Here is a 20988-nt window from a genome sequence, read left to right as displayed (position 1 = left end):
TCGGGGCATGCCAACGCCAGGGATTCGGCTCGGTGTCGACTTCGGCACCTCCAACACCGTCGCCGTGGTGCGGTGGCCAGACGGCCGGTCCCGTGCGCTGCTCTTCGACGGCTCTCCGCTGCTGCCCTCCGCCGTCTATGCCGAGCCTGGCGGCACCGTCATCGTCGGTCGCGACGCGGTGCACAGCGCCCGCCTGGAGCCGGCCCGGTTCGAGCCCAACCCGAAGCGTCGCATCGACGAGGGCACGGTCCTGCTCGGCGACCGGGAGATCCCCGTCAACGAACTCGTCGCCACCGTCCTGCGGCGCGTCCGCGACGAGTGGACCCGCACGGTCGGCGACGTCGCGTCCGAGGTGACCGTGACCTTCCCGGCGTCGTGGGGCGCCACCCGCCGGCTCGCCGTCTCCGACGCCGCCCAGGCCGCGGGGCTGGGCCGGGTGCGGCTGGTGCCCGAGCCGGTCGCGGCCGCGGCCTACTTCACCCAGGTGCTCGGCAAGGACGTGCCCGTCGGCTCGGTCGTCGTCGTGCACGACTTCGGCGCCGGCACGTTCGACGCCAGCGTCGTCGCCCGCACCCAGGGTGGCTTCGAGGTGCTCGCCGTCGACGGCCGCGACGACATCGGCGGCATCGACGTCGACAACGCGATCGTGGCGCACATCGCCTCCATCTGCGAGCCGCAGGCGCCGCAGGAGTGGCAGCGGCTGATGAGCCCGCAGACGGTCGAGGACCGCCGGGCCCGGCGGCTGCTCTTCGACGACGCGCGGGTGGCGAAGGAGCGGCTGTCCCGCCAGCCCGCCTCGGACCTGACGGTGCCGCTGCTCAACATCGACGTCCACCTCACCCGCGACGAGCTGGAGCGCCTCGCGCAGCCGCTGCTCGAGCAGACGGTCCGCGTCACGCAGGGCGTCATGCGCTGGGCCCAGCTGAGCGAGGGCAGCATCGCGGGCGTGTTCCTGGTCGGCGGGTCCAGCAGGATGCCCCTGGTCGGCACGCTGCTGCACCGCGCGCTGGGCACGGCCCCAGTGGTGATCGAGCAGCCCGAGCTGGTGGTCGCCGAGGGCAGCATGCTGACCGGCTCGACGGAGATCCAGGCGACGGCGGCGCCCGCGCCCGGCCCGGCGACCGGGAGGTTCCCGCAGGTGCAGGGCGTCGACTGGCAGTCTCCGGCGCCGACGTCCGGCGGCCCGCAGGCGGGTGCGCAGTTCGGCGCGGCGGGCGGGCCCTCGGGTGCGGGCCAGTTCGGCGCGGCGGGTGGGCCGTCGGGCGCGGGGCAGTTCGGCGCGGCGGGCCTGTCGGGTGCGGCCGGGGCGGGGCAGTTCGGTGCGGGGCAGCCTGCCGGCGGGGGGCCTGGTGCCAGCCAGTTCGGTGCGGGCCAGGGCGGTTCGGGTCAGGGCGGTCCGGGTCAAGGCGGTGGGGTTCAGCCTGGTGCCGGCAGCGGTCAGGGCGGCGGGGCCGGCGGTGGGCAGGGCGGCGGTGGGTTGCAGGGGGCGGATGCGCCGTTGTGGCCCGAGGTGGGGACGTTCGCCACGGAGCCGGCCGGGAGCAACGCGCCGATGTCTGGCGTGCCGATGTCGGCGCCGCCTGTTTCGGCGCCGCCCGGGGCCGGCGGTGGTGGGTATCCGGCGTATCCGGCGTCGGCGCCGCCGGGCAACTACGCGGGTGGGCAGGCCACGGGCACGCAGGGCGGCTATGGCGTGCCTGCCTCGGCGCCCCCGGTCAACTACGGGCCGCCGGTGTCCGCGCCCCCGGCCGGCTACGGTCAGCCCGCGTCGGCTCCGCCGGCCAACACCAACCAGCCGATGTCTGGGCCGCCCGCGACGTATGGGCGCAACCAGCCGTCCTCCGCGCCGCCGGCGACCTATGGGCAGCCGGCGGGCGGCCAGCAGGCCTTCAACCAGCCGATGTCTGGGCCGCCCGCGACGTACGGGCGCAACCAGCCGTCCTCAGCGCCGCCGGCCAACTACAACCAGCCGATGTCTGGGCCGCCGGCCAACTATGGCGGGCCGCCGGTGTCGGCGCCCCCGAACAGGGCCGGTGGCCAGATCTTCGTGTCCGGGGGAGCGTCGGCCGAGCCCGCGACGCGCTATGACGAGCACGGCGGCCCGATCCGCCAGGCTTCCGGCGGCCAGCGCCCGGTGCAGGAGCGGCAGGCGCAGTCACGCCCCACGCCGCGCGACGATCGGCGGCCGCGCCAGCGTGAGCGGCGGGGTCCGTTCGCGCGTGCGATGCTCACCCTGCTGGTGCTCGTGCTGCTGATCGTGACCCCGGTCGTCGCCGGGTATGTCTCCTACTACCTGACCACCGACCACTGGCCGCCGCCGGTCGCCGGGTGGCTCGACCCGAGTGTGCGGTGAAGCCCCCGTCGGCGGGCGAAAGTGAGTAACATTCGCGTCGGTCGGAGCTGATCGAGGAGGGTGCATGACGCAGATCGACGGGCACGGCGGGGACCTGGCTCTCGCGGCACTGCGGGGGTTCGGGGTCGAGGAGCTGTTCACGCTCTCCGGTGCGCACGTGTTCCCGCTGTACGACGCCGCCCACAAGACCGGCGTGCGCATCGTCGACGTCCGGCACGAGCAGTCCGCCGTGTTCGCCGCGGAGGCCGTCGCCAAGCTCCAGCGCCGTCCGGGCCTTGCCGTCCTGACCGCCGGCCCCGGCGTCACCAACGGCGTGTCCGGGCTGACCAGCGCGTCGTTCAACGGCGCTCCGGTCGTCGTGATCGGGGGCAGGGCGCCGCAGTTCCGCTGGGGCTCGGGCAGCCTGCAGGAGATGGACCACCTGCCGATCGTCCGCGCGGTCACGAAGCACGCGGAGACCATCTTCGCCACCGACGAGGTCTACGCCCGCATGCAGGCGGCGGCGCTCGCCGCGCTGACCCCGCACCGCGGCCCGGTCTTCGTGGACCTGCCGCTGGAGGTGGTGTTCTCGCAGGCGGACGGCGTCGAGTTGGCGCCCGCGCCGGCGGTACCGGCTGAAGAACCGGATCCGGACGAGGTCGCGCGGGCGGTCCAGCTGCTCGCCGCCGCGCAGCGGCCCGTGATCATCGCGGGCTCTGACGTGTGGGCCGGGCACGCGACCGCCGCGCTGCGGGAGGCGGCCGAGGCGCTGCGGATCCCCGTGTTCGCCAACGGTATGGGCCGGGGCACGCTGCCGCCGTCGCACGCGCTGGCGTTCTCGCGGGCGCGCAAGGCGGCGTTCGGCGGCGCGGACGTGATCGCCGTCGTCGGCACCCCGCTCGACTTCCGGCTCGGGTTCGGCGACTTCGGCGGGGCGCAGGTCGTGCACGTCACCGACGCGCCGTCGCAGCGGGCCGGGCACGTCACCCCGGCGGCCGCTCCGTCGGGCGACCTGCGCGCGATTCTGGGGGCGTTCGCGGCGCACGGTGGACCGGTCGCCGACCACGAGGAGTGGATCGAGGCGCTGCGGGCCGCGGAGGACGCCGGCCGGGTCAAGGAGCAGCAGGCCCTGGAGGCGGACACCGATCCGATCAAGCCGAGCCGGGTCTACGGCGAGCTCCGCAAGGTCCTTGCCGACGACGCCGTCACGATCGGCGACGGCGGCGACTTCGTCTCCTACGCGGGCAAGTACCTCGAGCCGTCGCAGCCGGGCACGTGGCTGGACCCGGGGCCGTATGGCTGCCTCGGCACCGGCATGGGCTACGCCATGGGCGCCCGGGTGACGTACCCGGACCGCCAGATCTGCGTCCTGATGGGCGACGGCGCCGCGGGCTTCTCGCTGATGGACGTCGAGTCGCTGGTCCGCCAGCAGCTGCCCGTCGTGATCGTGGTCGGCAACAACGGCATCTGGGGCCTGGAGAAGCACCCGATGCGCAACATCTACGGCTACGACGTCGCCGCCGACCTGCAGCCCGGCCTCCGCTACGACGACGTGGTCAAGGCCCTCGGCGGCGCCGGCGAGACCGTCGAGAAGCCGGCCGACCTCGCGGGCGCCTTCGAGCGGGCGTTCGCCTCAGGAGTGCCGTACCTGGTCAACGTCCTCACTGACCCGGAGGACGCCTACCCCCGCTCGTCCAACCTCGCCTAGCGCCCGCCATGATCCCGAAGACCTTGTGCAGTCATAGGTGCACAAGGTCTTCGGGATCACGCGTGGCGCCGGCGTCCGATCAGCGCAGTCCTCATGATCCGGAAGAGTTCTTGTCGCTCTGGCGTCAATAAGTCTTCCGGATCACGGGTTTGGGAGGCGTCGATCAGCGCGGTCACGGCCGGTCGCGGTGTGCGGTGCCGGCGGCATCTGCTGCTGCGCGTTCCTGGACGCGTGCCGGCCTTGTTCGGACTGCGGGTCGCGGTGCGGGTGTCGCTGTCTGCCGTTCTCGTGATCCGGAAGACTTCGTGCAGTCATAGGTGCACAAGGTCTTCCGGATCATGTGAGGCGGGCGTCGATCGGCGCTGTTCCCGTGATCCGGAAGAGATTTGTCGCTCTGGCGTCGAAAAGTCTTCCGGATCATGGGGGAAGCGAGGGGTGGGGTTACTCCAGGCCTAGGAGGCGGGGGAGGGAGCCGATCGAGCCGATCACCTCGTCCGCGCCGGAGGACTGGAGGGCCTGGCGGTCGCCGGCGCCGGTGAGGACGCCCACGAGGAGGCCGGCGCCGGCGCGGCGGCCGGCGATGAGGTCGAGCGGGGTGTCGCCGACGACGAGCATGCGGCGGACGTCCTCGACGCCGAGCTTCAGGGCGGCGACCAGCATGAAGTCTGGGAAGGGGCGGCCGCGGCCGGCGTCGGCGGGGGAGAGGACCAGGTCGACCTGGCCCCACCAGCCCAGGGCGTCCATGATGGCTTCCTGGGTGGCGCGGGCGAAGCCGGTGGTCAGGGCGACCTTGATCCCCGCCGTGCGGAGCGTCTTGATGGCCTCCAGCGCGCCGGGGATGGGCAGCACGGCGCCTTCGTCGACGAGCAGGCCGTAGGCCTCCTCGAAGGTCTCGTTGGCGGCCTGAGCGCGCTTCTCGTCACCGTCGAGGAGCAGGCGGAAGACCTCGATGCGGCTCTGGCCCATCGTCTTGCGGACGACGGCGAGCATCCGCTCGTGCTGCGGGGTGCCGGGGGCCACGCCCTCGCCCGCGAAGGCGACCGTGAAGGCCTGCTCGACCAGGCCGTCGTCCCGCACCGTCGTCCCCGCCATGTCGATGCAGGCGAGCTGCCACGCTGTCATCGCGCAATATGAGCATGCCGACAAGACGGCTTGGTGAACGGCGCAAAACGCTCAGAAGGCACCCTCCCGGCGCAGCCGCCGTGGCCTGCCATCCGGGTCGTGGATGGTGTTGTACACCACACGCGCCCAGGTGACGGTACGGCGCGGAACCGTGGGTGGGCGGTACGGCAGCAGCCGCCCGGGTGGGCGGGGACCGATCCGGCCGCTGTCGTGCCACGCCTGCAGCGCCTTCGCGGAGGCGTCGAAGACCTCCTCGATCGGGCCCTCGGGCAGCTCGTCGAGCTCCAGGTGCTCCCGGCACAGCCGTTCGCGCAGGTCCCGGGCGTAGCTGCCGGCGGGGTCGAGGACCGCGCAGGTCAGCTCCGAGTCGTGGGTCCAGGAGCGCAGCGACACGTTGTCGGAGCCGGTGGTGGCCCAGGTGTCGTCCACGACGCAGACCTTGGCGTGCACGTAGATGGGGGTGCCGGCGGCGTTCTCCGGGCTGAAGACGTGCAGCCGGTCGCCGCCCGCCTCACGGAGCATGGCGAGGGCGCGCTCCCGGCCGTACAGCTGCGGCATGCTGCCGAGTTTGTCGGGCCGGTCCGGATGGCGCGGGACGACGGCGATCAGGTGCAGCTCCGGGTGCTCCCGCAGTGCGTCGGCGAAGCAGCTGGCGACCTTCGGGGACCAGAGGTACTGGTCCTCCAGGTAGATCAGCCGCCGCGCGCGCCGGACCGCCTTGCCGTAGCCGCGCGCGACGCTGAACTCGCCCTCGGGGGCGAACGGGTAGCCGCCGCGCCGGTAGGGGTACGTCCGGAGCAGCTGCACGCTCAGCGAGCCGGCCGGCGGCGGGTCGGGAAGCTGCGGCGGCAGCCGGTCCGGGTCCAGGTTCTCGTCCTCGACCTTGCCCTGGAACCAGTGCAGCGGGTTGCGCGACAGCGCCGACGGGTCCTCCCAGCGTTCCCGGAACGTGGCCTCGACCTGGCCGACCACCGGGCCGCGCAGCTCCAGCTGCACGTCGTGCCACGGTGGGCGCTTGCCGTACTTCGGGGTGATCTCGACCGCCTGCGGGTCGCCCTCGTGGGACTGGGTGTCGCGGCGGCCATGGCAGAGGTCGATGCCGCCGACGTACGCGCGGTCCAGCTCCGGCCGGCCGGGGTGGCGCAGGACGACCAGCTTCTGGTGGTGCGAGCCGCCGACGAGGACCCGCATGTCGCGCAGGCACTCGCCGCCCGCGGCCTCGATCTTCCGGGCGAAGCGCCGGTTCTCCGCCGCGCTGAACTGCAGCGCGTTCCAGTGCGAGCGCCAGATGAGCCCCTTGACGCGCACGCCGCGGCGGGCGGCGTCGCACAGCACGTCGCCGATCGACGGGCCGTTCCTGGTGACCCTCTGGCTGACGTCGCCGCGCCAGTCGGTGAACAGCAGCAGGTCGCCGCGCTCCATCCGTTCGATCGCGGTGTACAGCTCGGCGAAGTACGCCTTGCCGTCGATCAGCGGCCGGACGGCGTTGCCGTCGGTCCACGCTGTGATCCTGGTGTGCGGGTTGCCCCGCTCCTCCTCCGTGAGGAACCAGTCCGACTTCATCGTGACGCACCCGCCGCCTTGGAGACGGAGGCGCCGGAAGCGGGTGGAGCGGGTGGGCCGGATCGGGCTGGTGGAGCGTCCTGTAAGTCGCCGGCCGGCTCCGCCAGGTCCTCCTCGCACGGCTGCTCGGCGAGGTCGCAGTTGGGCGTGACCAGCCAGTACATCGCCGAAAGCCACAGCGCTGCCAGCAGGACGCTGCCGACGATGTCGGTCGGGTGGTGCATTCCGCGGTACATGCGAGAAACCGCGACCCACAGCGGCATCGCGACCGCCAGCACCGGCAGCACCCACCGCCACCAGGCGCGGGTCCGCGGGAAGACCAGCAGGGCCGCGGTCGCCCAGATCATGATCGTGGCGGCGACGTGCCCGGACGGGAAGCTCGACGTCGGCATCGGCCCGTCCATGTTCTCCACGTCGGGCCGGGCCCGGCCGACGATCGCGGCACTGGCCAGGAACAGGCTCAGCTCGCCGAACATGACCGCCACCAGGAAGATCACCGGCCGCCAGCGGCGGATCGCGGCGAGGGACACGGCGCCGATGACGAGGCCGATCGCGAGGATCGCGTGGGTGTTGCCGACCTCGCTGCCGACGATCGACACGTGGCCGAGGACGTCGCTGCGGTGCGCGGCGAACCAGTGCGGGATCGTCGAGTCCCACAGGACGTTGCCGTTGCCGTCGCGGTACCGCGCGAGGGGCAGACCGAGCGCGACGAGCGTGCCGAACGTGAAGACCCAGGCGACGGCGCCCAGGGCGAGGGTCCGCGCGGTGCCCGGCCGGTGCACGTGCGGCTCCGTGGGGCGCAGGTCGTCGGCGGCCTCCGGCTCCAGGCCCTCCTCGAGCGGCTCGGTGACCCGCAGGCCCTCGTGGTGCCGGATCAGCTCGAACGCGGTGGCGCACAGCCCGAGCCAGGCGATGCCCAGCGACCAGCCGCCGATCACGTCGGACAGGAAGTGCACGCCGAGCGCCAGCCGGCTGAACCCGACGAGCGCGACGACGAAGCCCACCGCGATGACCGCCGGCCTGCGCCAGCGGGGCCGCAGCGCGGGCAGGAACACCAGCAGCAGCGCCGTGTAGCAGATCAGCGAGTTGAGCGAGTGGCCGCTGGGGAAGCTGTTGCCGCCGCCGTGCGCGACGGGCTGCTCGACGACCGGCCGCAGCCGGCCGACGGCCAGCTTCAGCGTCGGGTCGAGGATGAGCCCGCCGACGGTGGTCGCCACCAGGAACGCGGCGAGCTTGTACTGCTTGCGGACCAGCACGAGCGTCGTGCCGATCGCGACCAGCCAGGCCATCACGCCGAAGCTGCCGATCCTGCTGATACCGCCCATGAGCGTCACCAGGAAGTCACTCGGGGCGACGGCCTCGTTGAGGCTCTCGGCGACGCCGCGGTCGACCGACTCCAGCGGCACCCAGCGTACGCGCACGGCGATGATCAGGAAGCTGAACAGCAGCGCGGCGGCACCGAAGCCGGCCATGCGCCAAAGAGCGGATCTCTGCGTCCTCACGTTTGCCAACATGCCCAGTCGGGGGAGAACGAGAACATGACCCCCGCCGATACAGCACACCGCGCCACGCAGAGTGACCTGTTCAAGAATTTGACCAAGGTCGGGTTCGTCGGGTACGGCCTGCTGCACCTCGCGCTCGCCTGGGTGGCGGCACAGATCGCGTTCGGCGAGGCCGGGCAGGAGGGCGACCAGTCCGGCGCCTTCCAGAAGCTCGCGGAGCAGCCGTTCGGCAAGCTGCTGCTGTGGTTCGTGCTCATCTGCCTGGTCGCGCTCGCGCTCTGGCAGGTCGCCCTCGCGATCTGGGGTCACCGCGACGTGCAGGGCAAGGAGCGGATCTGGGAGCGGGTCGCCTCGGCCGGGCGGGTCGTGATCTACGCCGCACTCGCGTGGACCGCCGGCAAGGTCATCACCGGCGCGCCGTCCTCCAGCGCCAGCCAGCAGCAGCAGTTCACCGCCGGGATCATGGCGAAGCCTGCCGGGGTCTGGCTGGTGGGGCTGATCGGGCTGGGTGTGCTCGCCTTCGGTGCCGGGATGCTCTGGTACGGGTGGAAGCGCAAGTTCGAGCGGAAGCTGAACTTCGGCGCGGCGAACCCGAAGACCCGCAAGTCGGCGACCAGGGCGGGCCAGATCGGCTACATCGCCAAGGGGGTCGCATTCGGCATCGTGGGTGTCCTGCTGCTCCAGGCCGCGATCACCAACGACCCCGCCAAGTCCCGCGGGCTCGACGCGGCGCTGCACACCCTCGTCGCCCAGCCGTTCGGCAAGTTCCTCCTGCTCGCCGTCGCTGTCGGCGTCGCGGCGTTCGGGGTGTACTGCTTCTTCCAGGCACGCTTCCGCAAGGTGGGTACGTGAGCGGCCAGCGGAGCGCGGCGGGGGTGGCGGCGTGAGCGGCCAGCGGAGCGGCTCGGGCCGCTCACCGGTATTGCAGGTCGGGTCGGGCCGACGCCGGAGCGCAGCGGAGGCGGCGGCGTGACCAGCAGCGCGGTCATCGTCAACCCGTCGAAGGTCCTCGACCTGGACGAGCGGCGCAGGGAGATCTGCGACCTGCTCGGCGAGGCGGGCTGGCCGGAGCCGCTGTGGCTCACCACCACCCCCGAGGACCCCGGCTGCGGGATGGCGGTCCAGGCGGTGGAGGCCGGCGTCGACGTGGCGTTCGTCTGCGGCGGCGACGGCACCGTGATGGCGGTCGCTTCGGTGCTCGCCGGCACGGACGTCGCCCTGGCGCTCGTCCCGTCCGGCACCGGGAACCTGCTCGCCACCAACCTGGGCATCACCCGCGACGTGCGGGCCGCGGTCGAGGTCGCGATCCACGGGGACCGGCGCCGCATCGACGTCGGCATCGTGGACGGCGCCGACACCAGCACCGGGCACCCCGGCACGTTCACCGTCATGGCGGGCATGGGCTTCGACGCGGAGATGCTCGACGCCACCCCCGACACCGCGAAGCGCCGCTTCGGCTGGCTGGCGTACGTCGCGGCGGGCGCCCGGAGGCTGAGCCGCAAGCGGGTCCTGATGCGGATCCGGCTGGACGGCGGCCGCTGGATCCGCCGCCGGGCCCGCAGCGTCCTCGTCGCCAACGTGGGCCGCCTGCAGGGCGGGATCCCGCTGCTGCCGGACGCGCGGCCGGACGACGGCTGGCTCGACGTGGCGGTCCTGACCCCGCGCGACCTCACCGACTGGATCATGCTCGGCTGGGGCGTGGTCATGCGCCGGGGCGGGACCCGGCAGCTGGAGACCTTCCGGGCGCGGAAGGTCGAGGTGCACACCGGCCAGGACCAGGCCCGCGAGCTGGACGGCGACGTGGTCGCGCCGGCCCGCATGCTCGTGGCCCGGATCGCGCCCGCCGCGCTGACACTGTGTGTACCGAGGACGCCCGCGCCGCCGGAGCCACCGGAGTCGCCGGCAGCACCGGAGGCGGCGCGGGTTACTCGTCCTCGCGGCGCTTGAGGTCTTCCTCCCAGCGGCGCAGGAGCTCGGCGTCGTTGCGGGCCCGGGTGGTGTCGATGTTGCGCAGGAAGTCGGGGTCGTCGTCGGGGGCGACGGGCCTCGACGGCCGGCGACGGGTCCCGCCCGCGGCGGCGACGCCGGCGTGCTGTTCGGTCGTGAAGGGTCGGCCCGCGAAGAACCAGGCGATCACGCCCACGACGGGCAGCAGCAGGATGACGAGACACCAGACGGTCTTGGGCAGTCCCCGGACGTCGTCGCGGTCCGTGGACAGGCAGTCGATCAACGCGACCAGCGTCGCGACGAGAACGATGAGAAAGGGCAGCGCACGTCCCATTTCGCCATCATGACGCAGTGGGGCGCCCTATGACACCAGCAAGAGGGTGCCCGTCAGGCTGTACAGGAGGATGAGCGTGACGACGAGGGGCAGTGTGCGGCGCACAGGGCGGGTGAGCCCGGCGATTCTCATCCTGATCAGGTGAATCGCGACGGCCCAGGTGAGGCCGACGGCGGCGACCGCGGCGAGGGCGACCGGCCGGGGTGCCTCGATCACGGCGAACCTCGCCAGGAGCAGCGCCACGGCGGTGAAGGACACGGTCGTGCGGCGCCACGAGAGCATGGTGCGCTCCAGCTGCGCGCCCGGCGGCCCGTCGTCCGAGGGCTGCACCGTGTGTGGGCCGTCGTCGGAGGGTTCGGGCGGTCTCGCGGGCGGGCCGGAGGGCGTCACAGGAACGTCGCCACCAGCAGCGCGACCGCCCCCACCGCGACGATCAGCGCCAGGATGCCGGGGAAGCGCGACGGTGGCAGCGCCTCACCCAGCCGCATCGCCCGTTCGCTGCGGGCCCAGTGGTCGACCGCGCGGATCGCGACCAGCCCGCCGAGCGCGAAGAGTGACACGGCGATGACGATCCGCAGCCGGTGTCCGGGCAGGAACTGTGCGACCGCCAGCCCGCCGCCGACCAGCGCGAGCGCCGTGCGCAGCCAGGCCAGGAACGTGCGCTCGTTGGCCAGGGAGAACCGGTAGTCGGGCGTGGCGCCGACCGAGCGCACCTCGTCGGGGTCGAACCAGCGCCGGATGAGTGCCCACATCGACACCATTGTCAGACTCCCCTCAGCTGCTCTGGGTACAGTCGCGGCCGATGCTGCGTACAACTCTCGCCGGGCTCCGGGCGCACAAGCTCCGGCTACTGCTGACCGCTACGGCCATCATGATCGGTGTCGGTTTCCTCGCCGGCACCCTGGTCTATGGCGACACGGCCAAGGCCGCCTTCTACGACGATCTCGCGCGCGCCGCGAAGCACGTCGACGCGTCCGTGGGCTCGTCCGGGTTCAGCGAGTCGGGGCAGCGCTTCGAGACCGGCATCGTCGAGGAGGTCAAGGCCGTGCCCGGCGTCGCGCACGCCGACGGCAGGATGGCCGAGCGGCTGCCCATGCTCGACCGGAACGGCCGACTGATCTCCTACCTGGGCCGGATCGGCTGGGCGCTGTCGACCCCCGGCGACGAGCACCTGTCGATGTACGACGTCGGCACCGGCCGGCAGCCGCAGCGGCCCGGCGAGATCGCGGTCGACGACACCACCGCGGAGATCTACGGCTTCAAGGTCGGCGAGCAGGTGTCGGTGGTCGGCCTCGACCAGAAGCCGGTCGCGCTGACCCTCGTCGGCATCATGGATCTCGGCGCCAACAAGCGCTTCGCGGGCTTCACCGTCGCCGCGCTCACCCCGGCGGACATGCGCACGCTGACCGGCGCCGACGGCTACGCGCAGGTCGTCGTGTCCGCGCAGCCGGGCGTGTCGCAGGACGAGCTCGCCGGCCGCCTGGGGTCGGCCCTCGGCGGCCGGGCCTGGGTGATGACGGGTGCGCAGATGCGCGCCGAGTACGCCGTGGCCGCCGCCAAGTACGTCGACGGCTTCCTGATCGTGATCTTCGGCTTCGGACTGATCGCGCTCGCCGTCTCCGTGTTCGTCATCTACAACACGTTCGCGATCCTGGTCGCGCAGCGGATCCGGGAGCTGGCGCTGCTGCGCTGCGTCGGCGCGTCCAGGCGGCAGCTGTTCGGCTCGGTGATCCTGGAGGCGGTGGTCGTCGGCGTCGTCGCCTCCCTCGGCGGCCTGCTGGTGAGCACCGTCGTCGGCGAGGGGCTGCTCATCGGGCGCAACACCGTCGGCAGCGGGGTCCGCGTCGACCGGCTGATCGTCACACCCACCACCGTGCTGGTCGGCGTCTTCGCCGGCACGCTCTTCACGGTGATCGCGTCGCTGCTGCCGGCCGCGACCGCGAGCCGCATCCCGCCGATCGCGGCGCTGCGCACCACGGCCCTGGCCGAGGTCGCGCCCGGCCGGCGGCTGCTGCGGATCGTCCTGGCCGGGGTGCCCGCGGCCGGCGGTGCGCTGCTGATGCTCGCCGGCACGAGGGTGCCGGGGTTCAGCGGCGTGCCCATCGTGTTCCTGGGCGCCATCTTCGTGTTCACCGGCATCGTGATCGCGGCGCCGCTGATCGTGTCGCGGCTGACGGCGTGGGCGGGCTGGGCGCCGGCGAAGGTGTTCGGCGCCGCCGGCCGGCTCGCGGTCACCAACGCCCTGCGCAACCCGAAGCGGGTCGCGGCCACCACGAGCGCCCTCATGGTCGGCCTGGCGCTGATGAGCGTCTTCAGCGTGCTGCTGGCGACCGCGCGGGCGCAGGCCGAGCAGGAGCTCGACGAGAACTTCGCGGTCGACTACATCATCAGCGGCGTCTACACGCCCAACGGGCAGAGCCGCAAGGTGCCCCTGGCCGTGACGACGACCCTGCGCTCGCACGGCGAGCTGGCCGCGGTCGCCGCGTCCCGCAGCCGCGAGGGCGACGTCGGCGGCCGGTTCACCCAGATCTGGACGATGGAGCCCGGCGCCCTCGACACCGTCCTGCGCCCCGAGATCACCGCGGGCTCGGCCGGCGCGCTCAAGCCCGGCACGGTCGCGCTCAACCGGTTCTTCGCCGACGAGATCGGGGCCCGCGTCGGCTCCTCCGTGCAGGTCCGCACCCTCACGTTGACCGTCGCCGCACTGTACGACGACGCGCCGACCGACGGGCAGGCGCTGCTGGACTGGAGCGACTACGCGACCGTGTTCGGTGCCGGCGACCCCGACCAGGTGCTGGTCAAGGCCGCCGAGGGGGTCGCGCCGGTCGACTCGCGGGCGGCGGTCGACGCGGCGCTGAAGGAGGCGCCGCTCACCCAGGTCAGCAGCCAGGCCGAGTGGCGGGCCCGGATCACCGGCACGCTCGACGAGCAGCTCGGCGTGTTCTCCGCGCTGCTGGGCATGTCGATCGTGATCGGCCTGACGGGCATCGCCAACACCCTCGCCCTGTCGGTGCTGGAGCGCACCCGGGAGTCGGCCCTGCTGCGGGCGCTCGGGCTGTCCCGCGGCCAACTGCGCGGGATGCTGGTGCTCGAGGCGATGCTCATGGCCTTCGTCGGCGCGGTGGTCGGCGTCGGGTTCGGCGTGCTGGTCGGCGTGGCCGCGTCGGTGGGGCTGATCCGGCAGTTCGGCCATGGGTACCCCGTCGTGCCGTACGGCCAGCTGCTGCTCTACGTCGTCATCGCCGCGGCCGCCGGTGCGGTGGCCGCGCTGCTGCCCGCCCGGCGGGCGGCGCGCACCGAGGTCGCAGCGGTCATGGTCGACGACTAAAGCCGCGGGAAGGCGCCGGCCGGAGGGCTAGACCGGCATGTGCCAGAGCGCACGGATGGTCTCGGTCACGCAGCGTTCGCGGGGGTGACCGCACGTGCACCGGTGCTCATCCGGTGGCTCGCAGCGACGGTGTGTGACCTTTTCCGCAGCGTGCTTGGCGACCGCCGCGGAGAGCTCACGCGCCGGCTCGACAAGCGCGGTGTTCTGTGACATTTCACCCACCCCCCGATTCAGGGTGAGCGCTCCGGTGACACTTTTCACGACACTTTCGAACCTACTCTTGAGTAACGTACGAGAGGCGAACCTGTTCGCGACCAGGATGAGCCGTAACGTGGGGCGCAAGTCGGCCGCGATGGCGCGGTGACTGTCAAGCAGGAGGACCTCGGACCACGATGAAGATCGTCGTACTCGTCAAGCAGGTGCCGGACTCCGGCGCGGACCGCAACCTGCGCAGTGACGACAACACCGTCGACCGCGCGTCGGCCAGCAACGTGATCAACGAGATGGACGAATACGCCATCGAGGAGGCGCTGAGGCTCCAGGAGGCGCACGGCGGCGAGGTGGTCGTCCTGACCGTCGGCCCCGACCGTGCCACGGAGTCGATCCGCAAGGCCCTGTCGATGGGCCCGGACTCCGCCGTCCACGTCGTCGACGACGCGCTGCACGGCTCGTGTGCCGTCGCCACCTCGAAGGTGCTCGCCGCCGCCATCGCGCAGCAGCAGGCCGACCTGGTCATCTGCGGCGCCGAGTCGACCGACGGCCGCGTGCAGGTCATGCCGCACATGATCGCCGAGCGGCTCGGGATCGCGGCCTTGACCGGTGCCCGCAAGCTCACCGTCGAGAAGTCCTCGGTCACCATCGAGCGGCAGACCGACGAGGGCTACGAGGTCGTCACCGCTTCCACCCCCGCCCTGGTCAGCGTGTGGGACACGATCAACGACCCGCGCTACCCGTCGTTCAAGGGCATCATGGCGGCCAAGAAGAAGCCGCTGCAGACCCTGTCGCTGGGCGACCTGGGCATCGCCGCGGGCGAGGTCGGCTTCGAGGGCGCGACCAGCGCCGTCGTCGAGCACAGCAAGCGCCCGCCCCGCCAGGCCGGCAACAAGATCGACGCGGGTGACGACGGCGGCAGCAAGCTCGTCGAGTACCTGGCCTCCGAGAAGTTCGTCTAAGGGAGTTCGGAACCATGGCTGAAGTACTGGTCGTCGTCGAGGCCTCCCAGGGCGCCGTCAAGAAGGTCACCCTCGAGATGCTGACCCTGGCCCGGACCCTCGGCGACGTGTCCGCCGTCGTCCTCGGCGGCTCCGCCTCGGCGGTCGCCGACAAGCTCGGCGAGTTCGGCGCCTCGAAGATCTACGCCGCCGAGAGCGAGGACCTCGACGGTTACCTCGTGGCCGGCAAGGCCACCGTCCTCGCGTCGCTGATCCAGCGCGTGTCGCCCGCCGCGGTGCTCGTCGCCTCCAGCCAGGAGGGCAAGGAGATCGCCGGACGGGTCGCCGTCAAGCTCGACAACGGGCTGCTCACCGACATCGTCGCCCTCGACGCCGAGGGTGTCGCCACGCAGGTCGTCTTCGCCGGCTCGACGATCGTGAAGTCGAAGGTCAGCAAGGGCCTGCCGATCGTCACGGTCCGGCCCAACTCGCTCACCCCCACCCCCTCGCCGGCCACCCCGTCGGTCGAGCAGGTCGAGGTCGCGCTGACCGACAAGGACAAGCTGGCGCAGGTCGTCGAGCGCAAGGTCGAGGCGAAGGGCGCCCGCCCGGAGCTCGCCGAGGCCTCGATCGTCGTCTCCGGCGGTCGCGGCGTCGGCAGCGCCGACAACTTCAAGCTCGTCGAGGAGCTGGCCGACCTGCTCGGCGCCGCCGTGGGCGCGTCCCGGGCGGCGGTCGACTCGGGCTTCTACCCGCACCAGTTCCAGGTCGGCCAGACCGGCAAGACGGTGTCGCCGCAGCTGTACGTGGCGCTCGGCATCTCCGGCGCGATCCAGCACCGGGCCGGCATGCAGACGTCGAAGACGATCGTCGCGGTCAACAAGGACCCCGAGGCGCCGATCTTCGAGCTGGCCGACTTCGGCGTGGTCGGCGACCTGTTCAAGGTCGTCCCGCAGGCCGCCGAGGAGATCCGCAAGCGCAAGTAACCCCGCGCCGACGAATGCGCCGCCCGCCGTCTCCGGCGGGCGGCGCTTTTCGTGCTCCGGAGTACTGGAGCTACGGGAGCGTGCCGCGGAGCAGGCTCTTGCCGGAGTGGGTGGCGTCGCCGTCGTGCGGCTCGGCGGAGATGTCGACGATGTTGAACTTGCGCAGGTCGAGCGTGCCGGGCACGGTCAGCTGCTGGTCGGGCTTCGCGCCCATCACGCCGAGGGCCTGCATGCGCAGCGCGGGGGCGTCCAGGCTGGTCGAGTCGAGCAGCCAGGCCTCGTAGTCGCCGTCCGGCTGGTCCGGCATCCCCTCGGCGTGCACGAACAGCTTCCGTTCCCCGTCGACGCTGACCAGGCAGGCGTAGCCGCCCGCCCCGGCCGGCGCGCCCGGCAGCGCCTCCAGCGACACCCGGGGCGAGCCGGCCGGGCAGGAGGCGACGGCGGGGGCCGCGGGCCCGTCCCGCAGCACCAGCGCGGTCCCGGCCGCGGCGGCGATCGCGGCCACGACGGCCGCCGCCGCCGCGACAGCGGCGGTGACCCGCCAGCCGTGCCGACGACGGACGGTGACGTCAGCAGGCAGTACCGCAGCCGCTGAAGCGACACGAGGACGTGTTGCGGTCGGGGGTGGGTCGGTGTGCAGCGTCACGGCGGGTGGGGGCGTGGCCCGGTCGGTCGTCGCCAGCTCCGCCCGGATCCGCTGCCAGACGTGCTCCGGCGGGGGCGGCAGGTCGCGCAGCCGCTGCGTCTGACGGCCGAGGCCGGCGACGTCGCGCAGCTCGTCCACCTCGGTGCGGCACCGCCCGCAGGTGTCGAGGTGGCCGGTCTCGTGCTGGTCGAGGGTCTCCTCACCGAGCGCCAGAAGCACCAGCCGCTCGGGCTCCAAATGTGACACCGTCCACCTCCCATCGACTGCGAAGTCTCGCCATCCCGCGCCGCAGGTGGCTCTTCACCGTGCCCAGCGGCAGGCCCGTCACCGCCGCGATCTGCGGGTGGGTCAGGTCGTCGTAGAACGCCAGCTCCAGCACCCGCCGCTGCTCGCCGGGCAGCTGGGCCATCTCGTCGGCGACGACCAGCCGGTCGACGACCCGGTCCGGCGGCGCCTCGACCTCGACGGCGGGCGCGAGCCGGCGGACCGAGTCGGCGATCCGGTCGTCGCGGGCCGCCGCCCGGATCTGGTCGACGACCTTGCGCCGGGCGATCCCGAGCAGCCAGCCGAGCATCGACCCGCGGGCGGGGTCGAAGCTCTCCCGGCCCAGCCACGCCGCCACGAACGTGGCCTGCGTGACGTCCTCGGCGTCCGTCGTGCTCGCCAGCCCACGGGCGGCGAGGTGGAACACGGCCGGCCCGAACCGCTCGTACGCCTGCCGCAGCGCGCGCTCGTCACCGGCGCGGAACAGCTCGGCGAAGCCGTCCTCGCCGTCCGCCGGGTGCCCGGCACTCACCGGGCTCGCCGTGGTTGTCGCCGTCGCACAGGCACGTCCTGAAGTTATCGCATCTCACAGGGGACTTCCGTCTACGTGTTCGGCGCGGGAGGGGGTGTTGGATGCAGTGCAGGGGCAAGAGCGCGTTTTTTCATACTGCGCGAATTGGCTCCGCGCGACCCGCTGACCGTCACCGGCAGTGACGGGACGCGACGGGTGCACGCCGTCGAGACCGCCGTCCCGCTGGAGCGATGCCCCGCGCGGGGCGGCGGCTCCTGATCACGTGCGGTGGCCCGGTCCGACGCGAAGACGCCACCGCCGGGACCCCGTGGTGATCACCGCGCAACCGGCGGCGCGGTAAGGAGCGGACGGCCGTTAGGCTTGGGTCCGATGTCGTACCTCGACCATGCCGCCACTACGCCGATGCTCCCGGAGGCGCTCGACGCCTTCGTCGTCGCGGCGCGTGCAGTCGGCAACGCCTCGTCGCTGCACGCTTCCGGCCGCCAGGCCCGCCGCCGGGTGGAGGAGTCGCGCGAGCAGATCGCCGCCGCGCTCGCCGCCAGGCCGTCCGAGGTGATCTTCACCGGGGGCGGCACCGAGAGCGACAACCTCGCCACCAAGGGCATCTTCTGGGCCCGGCGGGCCGCGGACCCGCGGCGCAACCGGATCGTGGCCAGCTCCGTCGAGCACCACGCGGTGCTCGACGCGGTCACCTGGCTGGAGCGGCACGAGGGCGCGGCGGTCACGTGGCTGCCGGTCTCCTCGTCGGGCCGGGTCTCGGTCGACGACTTCGCGCAGGCCGTGTCCGGCGACGACGTGGCGGTTGCCACCGTGATGTGGGCCAACAACGAGGTCGGCACGATCCAGCCGGTCGCCGAGCTGGCGGCCCTCGCGGCCTCCGCGGGGGTGCCGTTCCACACCGACGCGGTGCAGGCCGTCGGGCAGGTCCCCGTCGACTTCGCCGCCAGCGGCGCCGCCGCGCTCACGGTCAGCGGGCACAAGCTCGGCGGCCCGATCGGCGTCGGTGCGCTCCTGCTCGGCCGCGAGGTCGCCTGCACGCCGCTGCTGCACGGCGGCGGCCAGGAGCGCGACGTGCGCTCCGGCACCCTGGACGTGCCCGGGATCGTCGCGCTCGCCGTCGCGGTCGAGCTGTCGGTCAAGACCCAGCGCGAGACCGCGGAGCGGATCGGGCGCCTGCGCGACGACCTCGTCGCCCGGGTCCGCGACGCCGTGCCCGGCGCGATCCTCAACGGCGACCCCGCGGACCGGCTGCCGGGCAACGCGCACTTCTCGTTCCCGGGCTGCGAGGGCGACGCGCTGCTGCTCCTGCTCGACGCGCAGGGCATCGCGTGCTCGACCGGCTCGGCCTGCTCCGCCGGTGTGGCGCAGCCGTCGCATGTACTGATCGCGATGGGCGCCGGTGACGCCGAGGCCCGCTCGTCGCTGCGGTTCACCCTCGGGCACACGTCGACCGAGGCCGACGTCGACGCGCTCGTCGCCGCGCTGCCCGCCGTCGTGGAGCGGGCGCGCCGGGCCGGCGCGGTCAAGTCGCGCCTCTAGGTAGGCTTTCGTTGTGAGAGTGCTCGCGGCGATGTCAGGTGGGGTCGACTCGGCGGTCGCGGCCGCGCGGGCGGCCGAGGCCGGTCACGACGTGACCGGGGTCCACCTCGCCCTGGCGCGCAACCCGCAGACGTATCGCAGCGGCGCCCGCGGCTGCTGCACCCTGGAGGACGCCCGCGACGCGCGGCGCGCCGCCGACGTGATCGGGATCCCGTTCTACGTGTGGGACATGGCCGAGCAGTTCCACGACTCGGTCGTGGACGACTTCGTCGCCGAGTACGCGGCCGGGCGGACGCCGAACCCGTGCCTGCGGTGCAACGAGAAGATCAAGTTCGAGGCGGTGCTGGACCGGGCCGTGGCGCTGGGGTTCGACGCGGTCGTCACCGGTCACCACGCGCGGCTCGGCGCCGACGGGCTGCTGCGGCGCAGCGTCGACTACGCGAAGGACCAGTCCTACGTGCTGGCGGTGCTGACGGCCGCGCAGCTGTCCCGGGCGATGTTCCCGCTGGGCGACTCCACGAAGGCCGCCGTCCGCGAGGAGGCCGCCGCGCGCGGCCTGGCCGTGGCGGACAAGCCGGACAGCCACGACATCTGCTTCATCGCCGACGGTGACACGCGGAAGTTCCTCGCCGACCGGCTGGGGTCGCAGCCCGGCGACATCGTGGAGGCCACCACCGGGGCGGTCGTCGGGCGGCACGAGGGGGCGTTCGCGTACACCGTGGGCCAGCGCCGCGGGCTCGACCTGCGGGTCTCGGCGCCCGACCGCAACCCTCGCTACGTGCTCTCGATCACGCCCGCCACCAACACGGTGACGGTGGGGCCGGCGTCCGCGCTCGAGGTGTCCACCGTGGTGGGTGCGCGGCCGGTGTGGCACGGATCGGCGTCGGCCCTGGACTGCTCCGTACAGCTCCGGGCGCACGGGTCCGTGTTCCCCGCCTCGGTGGTGCTCGACGGTTCGTCCCTGACGGCCGCACTGCATTCGCCCGCCCGTGGCGTTGCCGCCGGGCAGGCGATCGTCTGCTACCAGCCATCTGACGAAGGCGACATCGTGCTCGGTTCGGCGACTATTTCGGAAACCTCATGACATTTCCCTGGCCGGTGGGGTCCGCCACCGGGATCGGCTCCATGCCGGGCACCGACATCGCCGAGGCGCAGAGGATCGTGCTCGGCGAGCTGCCGGACCTGCCCCACCTGCCGGAGCTGCCCGGCCGCGGCCCCGGCGCCGACATGATCGGCAGGGGCGGGGCGCTGCTGACGGAGCTGCCGATCGAGCTGTACGCGGGGCGCTGGCGCGTGGCCTCCCGGCCCGGCCACGACCTGCGGGTGGCCCTGGACTTCCTCGAGCGCGATCTCGACACGATGACCGAGCAGGCGTCCTCGTTCGCCGGCACGTTCAAGGTCCAGGTGCCCGGCCCGTGGACGCTCGCGGCGTCGCTGCAGCTGCCGATCGGCGGGGCGGTCCTGCGCGACCACGGTGCCGCGCGCGACCTCGCCGGGTCCCTCGCGGACGGCGTGGCCGCGCATGTCGCGTCGGTGCGGGCCCGGCTGCCGCACGCCACGATCCTGCTGCAGGTCGACGAGCCGTCCCTGCCCGCGGTGCTGGCCGGCCGGGTGCCCTCGGAGAGCGGGTACGGCACGCTGCGCGCCGTGGACGTCTCCGTCGCGCGGTCCGCGCTGTCGTCGGTGGTCTCGGCGGCCGGCGTGCCGGTGGTCGTGCACTGCTGCGCCCCCGGCGTCCCCTTCGCGCTCCTGCGCGAGGCCGGGGCGGTGGCGGTCGCCGTGGACCTGTCGCTGGTCGCCGACCTGGACGCGCTCGGCGAGCTCCTCGACGGCGGCGCGGGGCTCTTCGCCGGCGTGTCCGGGCCGTCGCCCGCTTCGACCGTGACGGATCTGTGGCGCAAGCTGGGCTTCCCGCTCAGCTCGCTGCCGGCGCAGGTCGTCGTCACGCCACCGTGCGGGATCTCGGCGCCGCCGGTGAAGGTGCTGCGGTCGCTGCGCGACGCCGGCCGGCGGCTCACGGATCATCTGTAGCCA

Annotated in this window: 18 protein-coding genes; 10 read left to right on the top strand and 8 right to left on the bottom strand. The window is 73.0% G+C overall.

What is annotated here, in order from left to right; all coding sequences use genetic code 11:
* Positions 1-7: 7 nt before the first annotated feature.
* Together ABZ321_RS03050 and ABZ321_RS03045 are read left to right on the top strand one after the other, a co-directional pair.
* Entirely contained in the window at positions 8-2353 is a 2346-nt protein-coding gene (locus ABZ321_RS03050) for an Hsp70 family protein (RefSeq protein WP_354888910.1), read from the top strand.
* Positions 2354-2417: 64 nt separating this feature from the next.
* The gene (locus ABZ321_RS03045; protein ID WP_344510165.1) at positions 2418-4040 is read left to right on the top strand and encodes an acetolactate synthase; all 1623 of its coding nucleotides are present in this window, start codon (positions 2418-2420) and stop codon (positions 4038-4040) included.
* Between the two features lie 441 nt (positions 4041-4481).
* On the opposite strand, the gene ABZ321_RS03040 is transcribed toward ABZ321_RS03045, so the two are convergent.
* From ABZ321_RS03040 to ABZ321_RS03030, 3 genes are read right to left on the bottom strand one after another with little or no spacing between them, the layout of a single operon-like run.
* The gene (locus ABZ321_RS03040) at positions 4482-5162 is read right to left on the bottom strand and encodes a phosphonatase-like hydrolase (protein ID WP_344510163.1); all 681 of its coding nucleotides are present in this window, start codon (positions 5160-5162) and stop codon (positions 4482-4484) included.
* A 51-nt stretch (positions 5163-5213) separates the two neighbouring features.
* Positions 5214-6725 (bottom strand): phospholipase D-like domain-containing protein, encoded by a 1512-nt coding sequence (locus ABZ321_RS03035; protein ID WP_344510162.1) that lies wholly within the window; start codon positions 6723-6725, stop codon positions 5214-5216.
* Positions 6722-8227 (bottom strand): phosphatase PAP2 family protein, encoded by a 1506-nt coding sequence (locus tag ABZ321_RS03030; RefSeq protein WP_354888906.1) that lies wholly within the window; start codon positions 8225-8227, stop codon positions 6722-6724. The genes ABZ321_RS03035 and ABZ321_RS03030 overlap by 4 nt, the downstream gene beginning before the upstream one ends.
* Positions 8228-8263: 36 nt before the next feature.
* On the opposite strand from ABZ321_RS03030, the gene ABZ321_RS03025 reads away from it, so the two are divergent.
* Positions 8264-9079 (top strand): DUF1206 domain-containing protein, encoded by an 816-nt coding sequence (locus tag ABZ321_RS03025; protein WP_354888903.1) that lies wholly within the window; start codon positions 8264-8266, stop codon positions 9077-9079.
* A 117-nt stretch (positions 9080-9196) separates the two neighbouring features.
* Positions 9197-10174, top strand: a complete 978-nt coding sequence (locus ABZ321_RS03020; RefSeq protein ID WP_354888900.1) for a diacylglycerol kinase family protein — start codon at positions 9197-9199, stop codon at positions 10172-10174.
* On the opposite strand, the gene ABZ321_RS03015 is transcribed toward ABZ321_RS03020, so the two are convergent.
* From ABZ321_RS03015 to ABZ321_RS03005, 3 genes are read right to left on the bottom strand one after another with little or no spacing between them, the layout of a single operon-like run.
* Positions 10152-10508: a PLD nuclease N-terminal domain-containing protein gene (locus tag ABZ321_RS03015; RefSeq protein WP_344510154.1), complete on the bottom strand. Its 357-nt coding sequence runs from the start codon at positions 10506-10508 to the stop codon at positions 10152-10154. The genes ABZ321_RS03020 and ABZ321_RS03015 overlap by 23 nt on opposite strands.
* A 27-nt stretch (positions 10509-10535) precedes the next feature.
* On the bottom strand, positions 10536-10838 hold the full coding sequence (locus tag ABZ321_RS03010; protein WP_344510151.1) for a DUF202 domain-containing protein: 303 nt from the start codon (positions 10836-10838) through the stop codon (positions 10536-10538).
* A gap of 56 nt (positions 10839-10894) precedes the next feature.
* Positions 10895-11260: a DUF202 domain-containing protein gene (locus tag ABZ321_RS03005; RefSeq protein ID WP_344510149.1), complete on the bottom strand. Its 366-nt coding sequence runs from the start codon at positions 11258-11260 to the stop codon at positions 10895-10897.
* A gap of 50 nt (positions 11261-11310) precedes the next feature.
* Between ABZ321_RS03005 and ABZ321_RS03000 the strand changes: the two genes are divergently transcribed.
* The 3 genes from ABZ321_RS03000 (at position 11311) to ABZ321_RS02990 (ending at position 15973) form a co-directional block, all read left to right on the top strand.
* A complete protein-coding gene (locus ABZ321_RS03000) occupies positions 11311-13836 on the top strand; it encodes an FtsX-like permease family protein (protein ID WP_354888895.1) in 2526 nt (841 codons plus the stop codon).
* Between the two features lie 392 nt (positions 13837-14228).
* Positions 14229-15008 carry an electron transfer flavoprotein subunit beta/FixA family protein gene (locus tag ABZ321_RS02995; RefSeq protein WP_344508161.1) on the top strand — a complete coding sequence of 260 codons (780 nt, stop codon included), beginning with the start codon at positions 14229-14231 and terminating at the stop codon, positions 15006-15008.
* 14 nt (positions 15009-15022) lie between these two features.
* Positions 15023-15973, top strand: coding sequence for an electron transfer flavoprotein subunit alpha/FixB family protein (locus ABZ321_RS02990; RefSeq protein ID WP_354888892.1), 951 nt, complete (start codon positions 15023-15025; stop codon positions 15971-15973).
* A gap of 70 nt (positions 15974-16043) precedes the next feature.
* Here ABZ321_RS02990 and ABZ321_RS02985 read toward each other — a convergent pair whose 3' ends face one another.
* Both ABZ321_RS02985 and ABZ321_RS02980 read right to left on the bottom strand, forming a co-directional pair.
* Positions 16044-16865 (bottom strand): anti-sigma factor, encoded by an 822-nt coding sequence (locus tag ABZ321_RS02985; RefSeq protein ID WP_354888889.1) that lies wholly within the window; start codon positions 16863-16865, stop codon positions 16044-16046.
* Positions 16819-17415, bottom strand: a complete 597-nt coding sequence (locus ABZ321_RS02980; protein ID WP_344508156.1) for a sigma-70 family RNA polymerase sigma factor — start codon at positions 17413-17415, stop codon at positions 16819-16821. The genes ABZ321_RS02985 and ABZ321_RS02980 overlap by 47 nt, the downstream gene beginning before the upstream one ends.
* Before the next feature lie 369 nt (positions 17416-17784).
* Here ABZ321_RS02980 and ABZ321_RS02975 point away from each other — a divergent pair, with 369 nt between their 5' ends.
* The 3 genes from ABZ321_RS02975 to ABZ321_RS02965 are packed head-to-tail and all read left to right on the top strand — an operon-like array spanning position 17785 to position 20985.
* Positions 17785-18954 carry a cysteine desulfurase family protein gene (locus tag ABZ321_RS02975; protein ID WP_354888886.1) on the top strand — a complete coding sequence of 390 codons (1170 nt, stop codon included), beginning with the start codon at positions 17785-17787 and terminating at the stop codon, positions 18952-18954.
* A gap of 13 nt (positions 18955-18967) precedes the next feature.
* On the top strand, positions 18968-20038 hold the full coding sequence (gene mnmA, locus ABZ321_RS02970; protein ID WP_344508152.1) for a tRNA 2-thiouridine(34) synthase MnmA: 1071 nt from the start codon (positions 18968-18970) through the stop codon (positions 20036-20038).
* Positions 20035-20985 (top strand): methionine synthase, encoded by a 951-nt coding sequence (locus ABZ321_RS02965; protein ID WP_354888883.1) that lies wholly within the window; start codon positions 20035-20037, stop codon positions 20983-20985. Before mnmA ends, ABZ321_RS02965 begins: the two co-directional genes overlap by 4 nt.
* Positions 20986-20988: the final 3 nt, after the last annotated feature.

Source organism: Dactylosporangium sp. NPDC006015, from assembly GCF_040614215.1.
Taxonomy (GTDB): Bacteria; Actinomycetota; Actinomycetes; order Mycobacteriales; family Micromonosporaceae; genus Dactylosporangium; species Dactylosporangium maewongense.
Note: the sequence above shows the minus strand (reverse complement) of the source record. Positions and strands in the feature narration are given on the sequence as shown.

Coding starts and splice junctions, on each gene's coding strand:
- ABZ321_RS02990 (WP_354888892.1), top strand. CDS start 15,023: ATGGCTGAAGTACTGGTCGTCGTCGAGGCCTCCCAGGGCGCCGTCAAG.
- ABZ321_RS02995 (WP_344508161.1), top strand. CDS start 14,229: ATGAAGATCGTCGTACTCGTCAAGCAGGTGCCGGACTCCGGCGCGGAC.
- ABZ321_RS02975 (WP_354888886.1), top strand. CDS start 17,785: ATGTCGTACCTCGACCATGCCGCCACTACGCCGATGCTCCCGGAGGCG.
- ABZ321_RS03050 (WP_354888910.1), top strand. CDS start 8: ATGCCAACGCCAGGGATTCGGCTCGGTGTCGACTTCGGCACCTCCAAC.
- ABZ321_RS03005 (WP_344510149.1), bottom strand. CDS start 11,260: ATGTGGGCACTCATCCGGCGCTGGTTCGACCCCGACGAGGTGCGCTCG.
- ABZ321_RS02965 (WP_354888883.1), top strand. CDS start 20,035: ATGACATTTCCCTGGCCGGTGGGGTCCGCCACCGGGATCGGCTCCATG.
- ABZ321_RS03000 (WP_354888895.1), top strand. CDS start 11,311: ATGCTGCGTACAACTCTCGCCGGGCTCCGGGCGCACAAGCTCCGGCTA.
- ABZ321_RS03045 (WP_344510165.1), top strand. CDS start 2,418: ATGACGCAGATCGACGGGCACGGCGGGGACCTGGCTCTCGCGGCACTG.
- ABZ321_RS03040 (WP_344510163.1), bottom strand. CDS start 5,162: ATGACAGCGTGGCAGCTCGCCTGCATCGACATGGCGGGGACGACGGTG.
- ABZ321_RS03025 (WP_354888903.1), top strand. CDS start 8,264: ATGACCCCCGCCGATACAGCACACCGCGCCACGCAGAGTGACCTGTTC.
- ABZ321_RS03035 (WP_344510162.1), bottom strand. CDS start 6,725: ATGAAGTCGGACTGGTTCCTCACGGAGGAGGAGCGGGGCAACCCGCAC.
- ABZ321_RS03015 (WP_344510154.1), bottom strand. CDS start 10,508: ATGGGACGTGCGCTGCCCTTTCTCATCGTTCTCGTCGCGACGCTGGTC.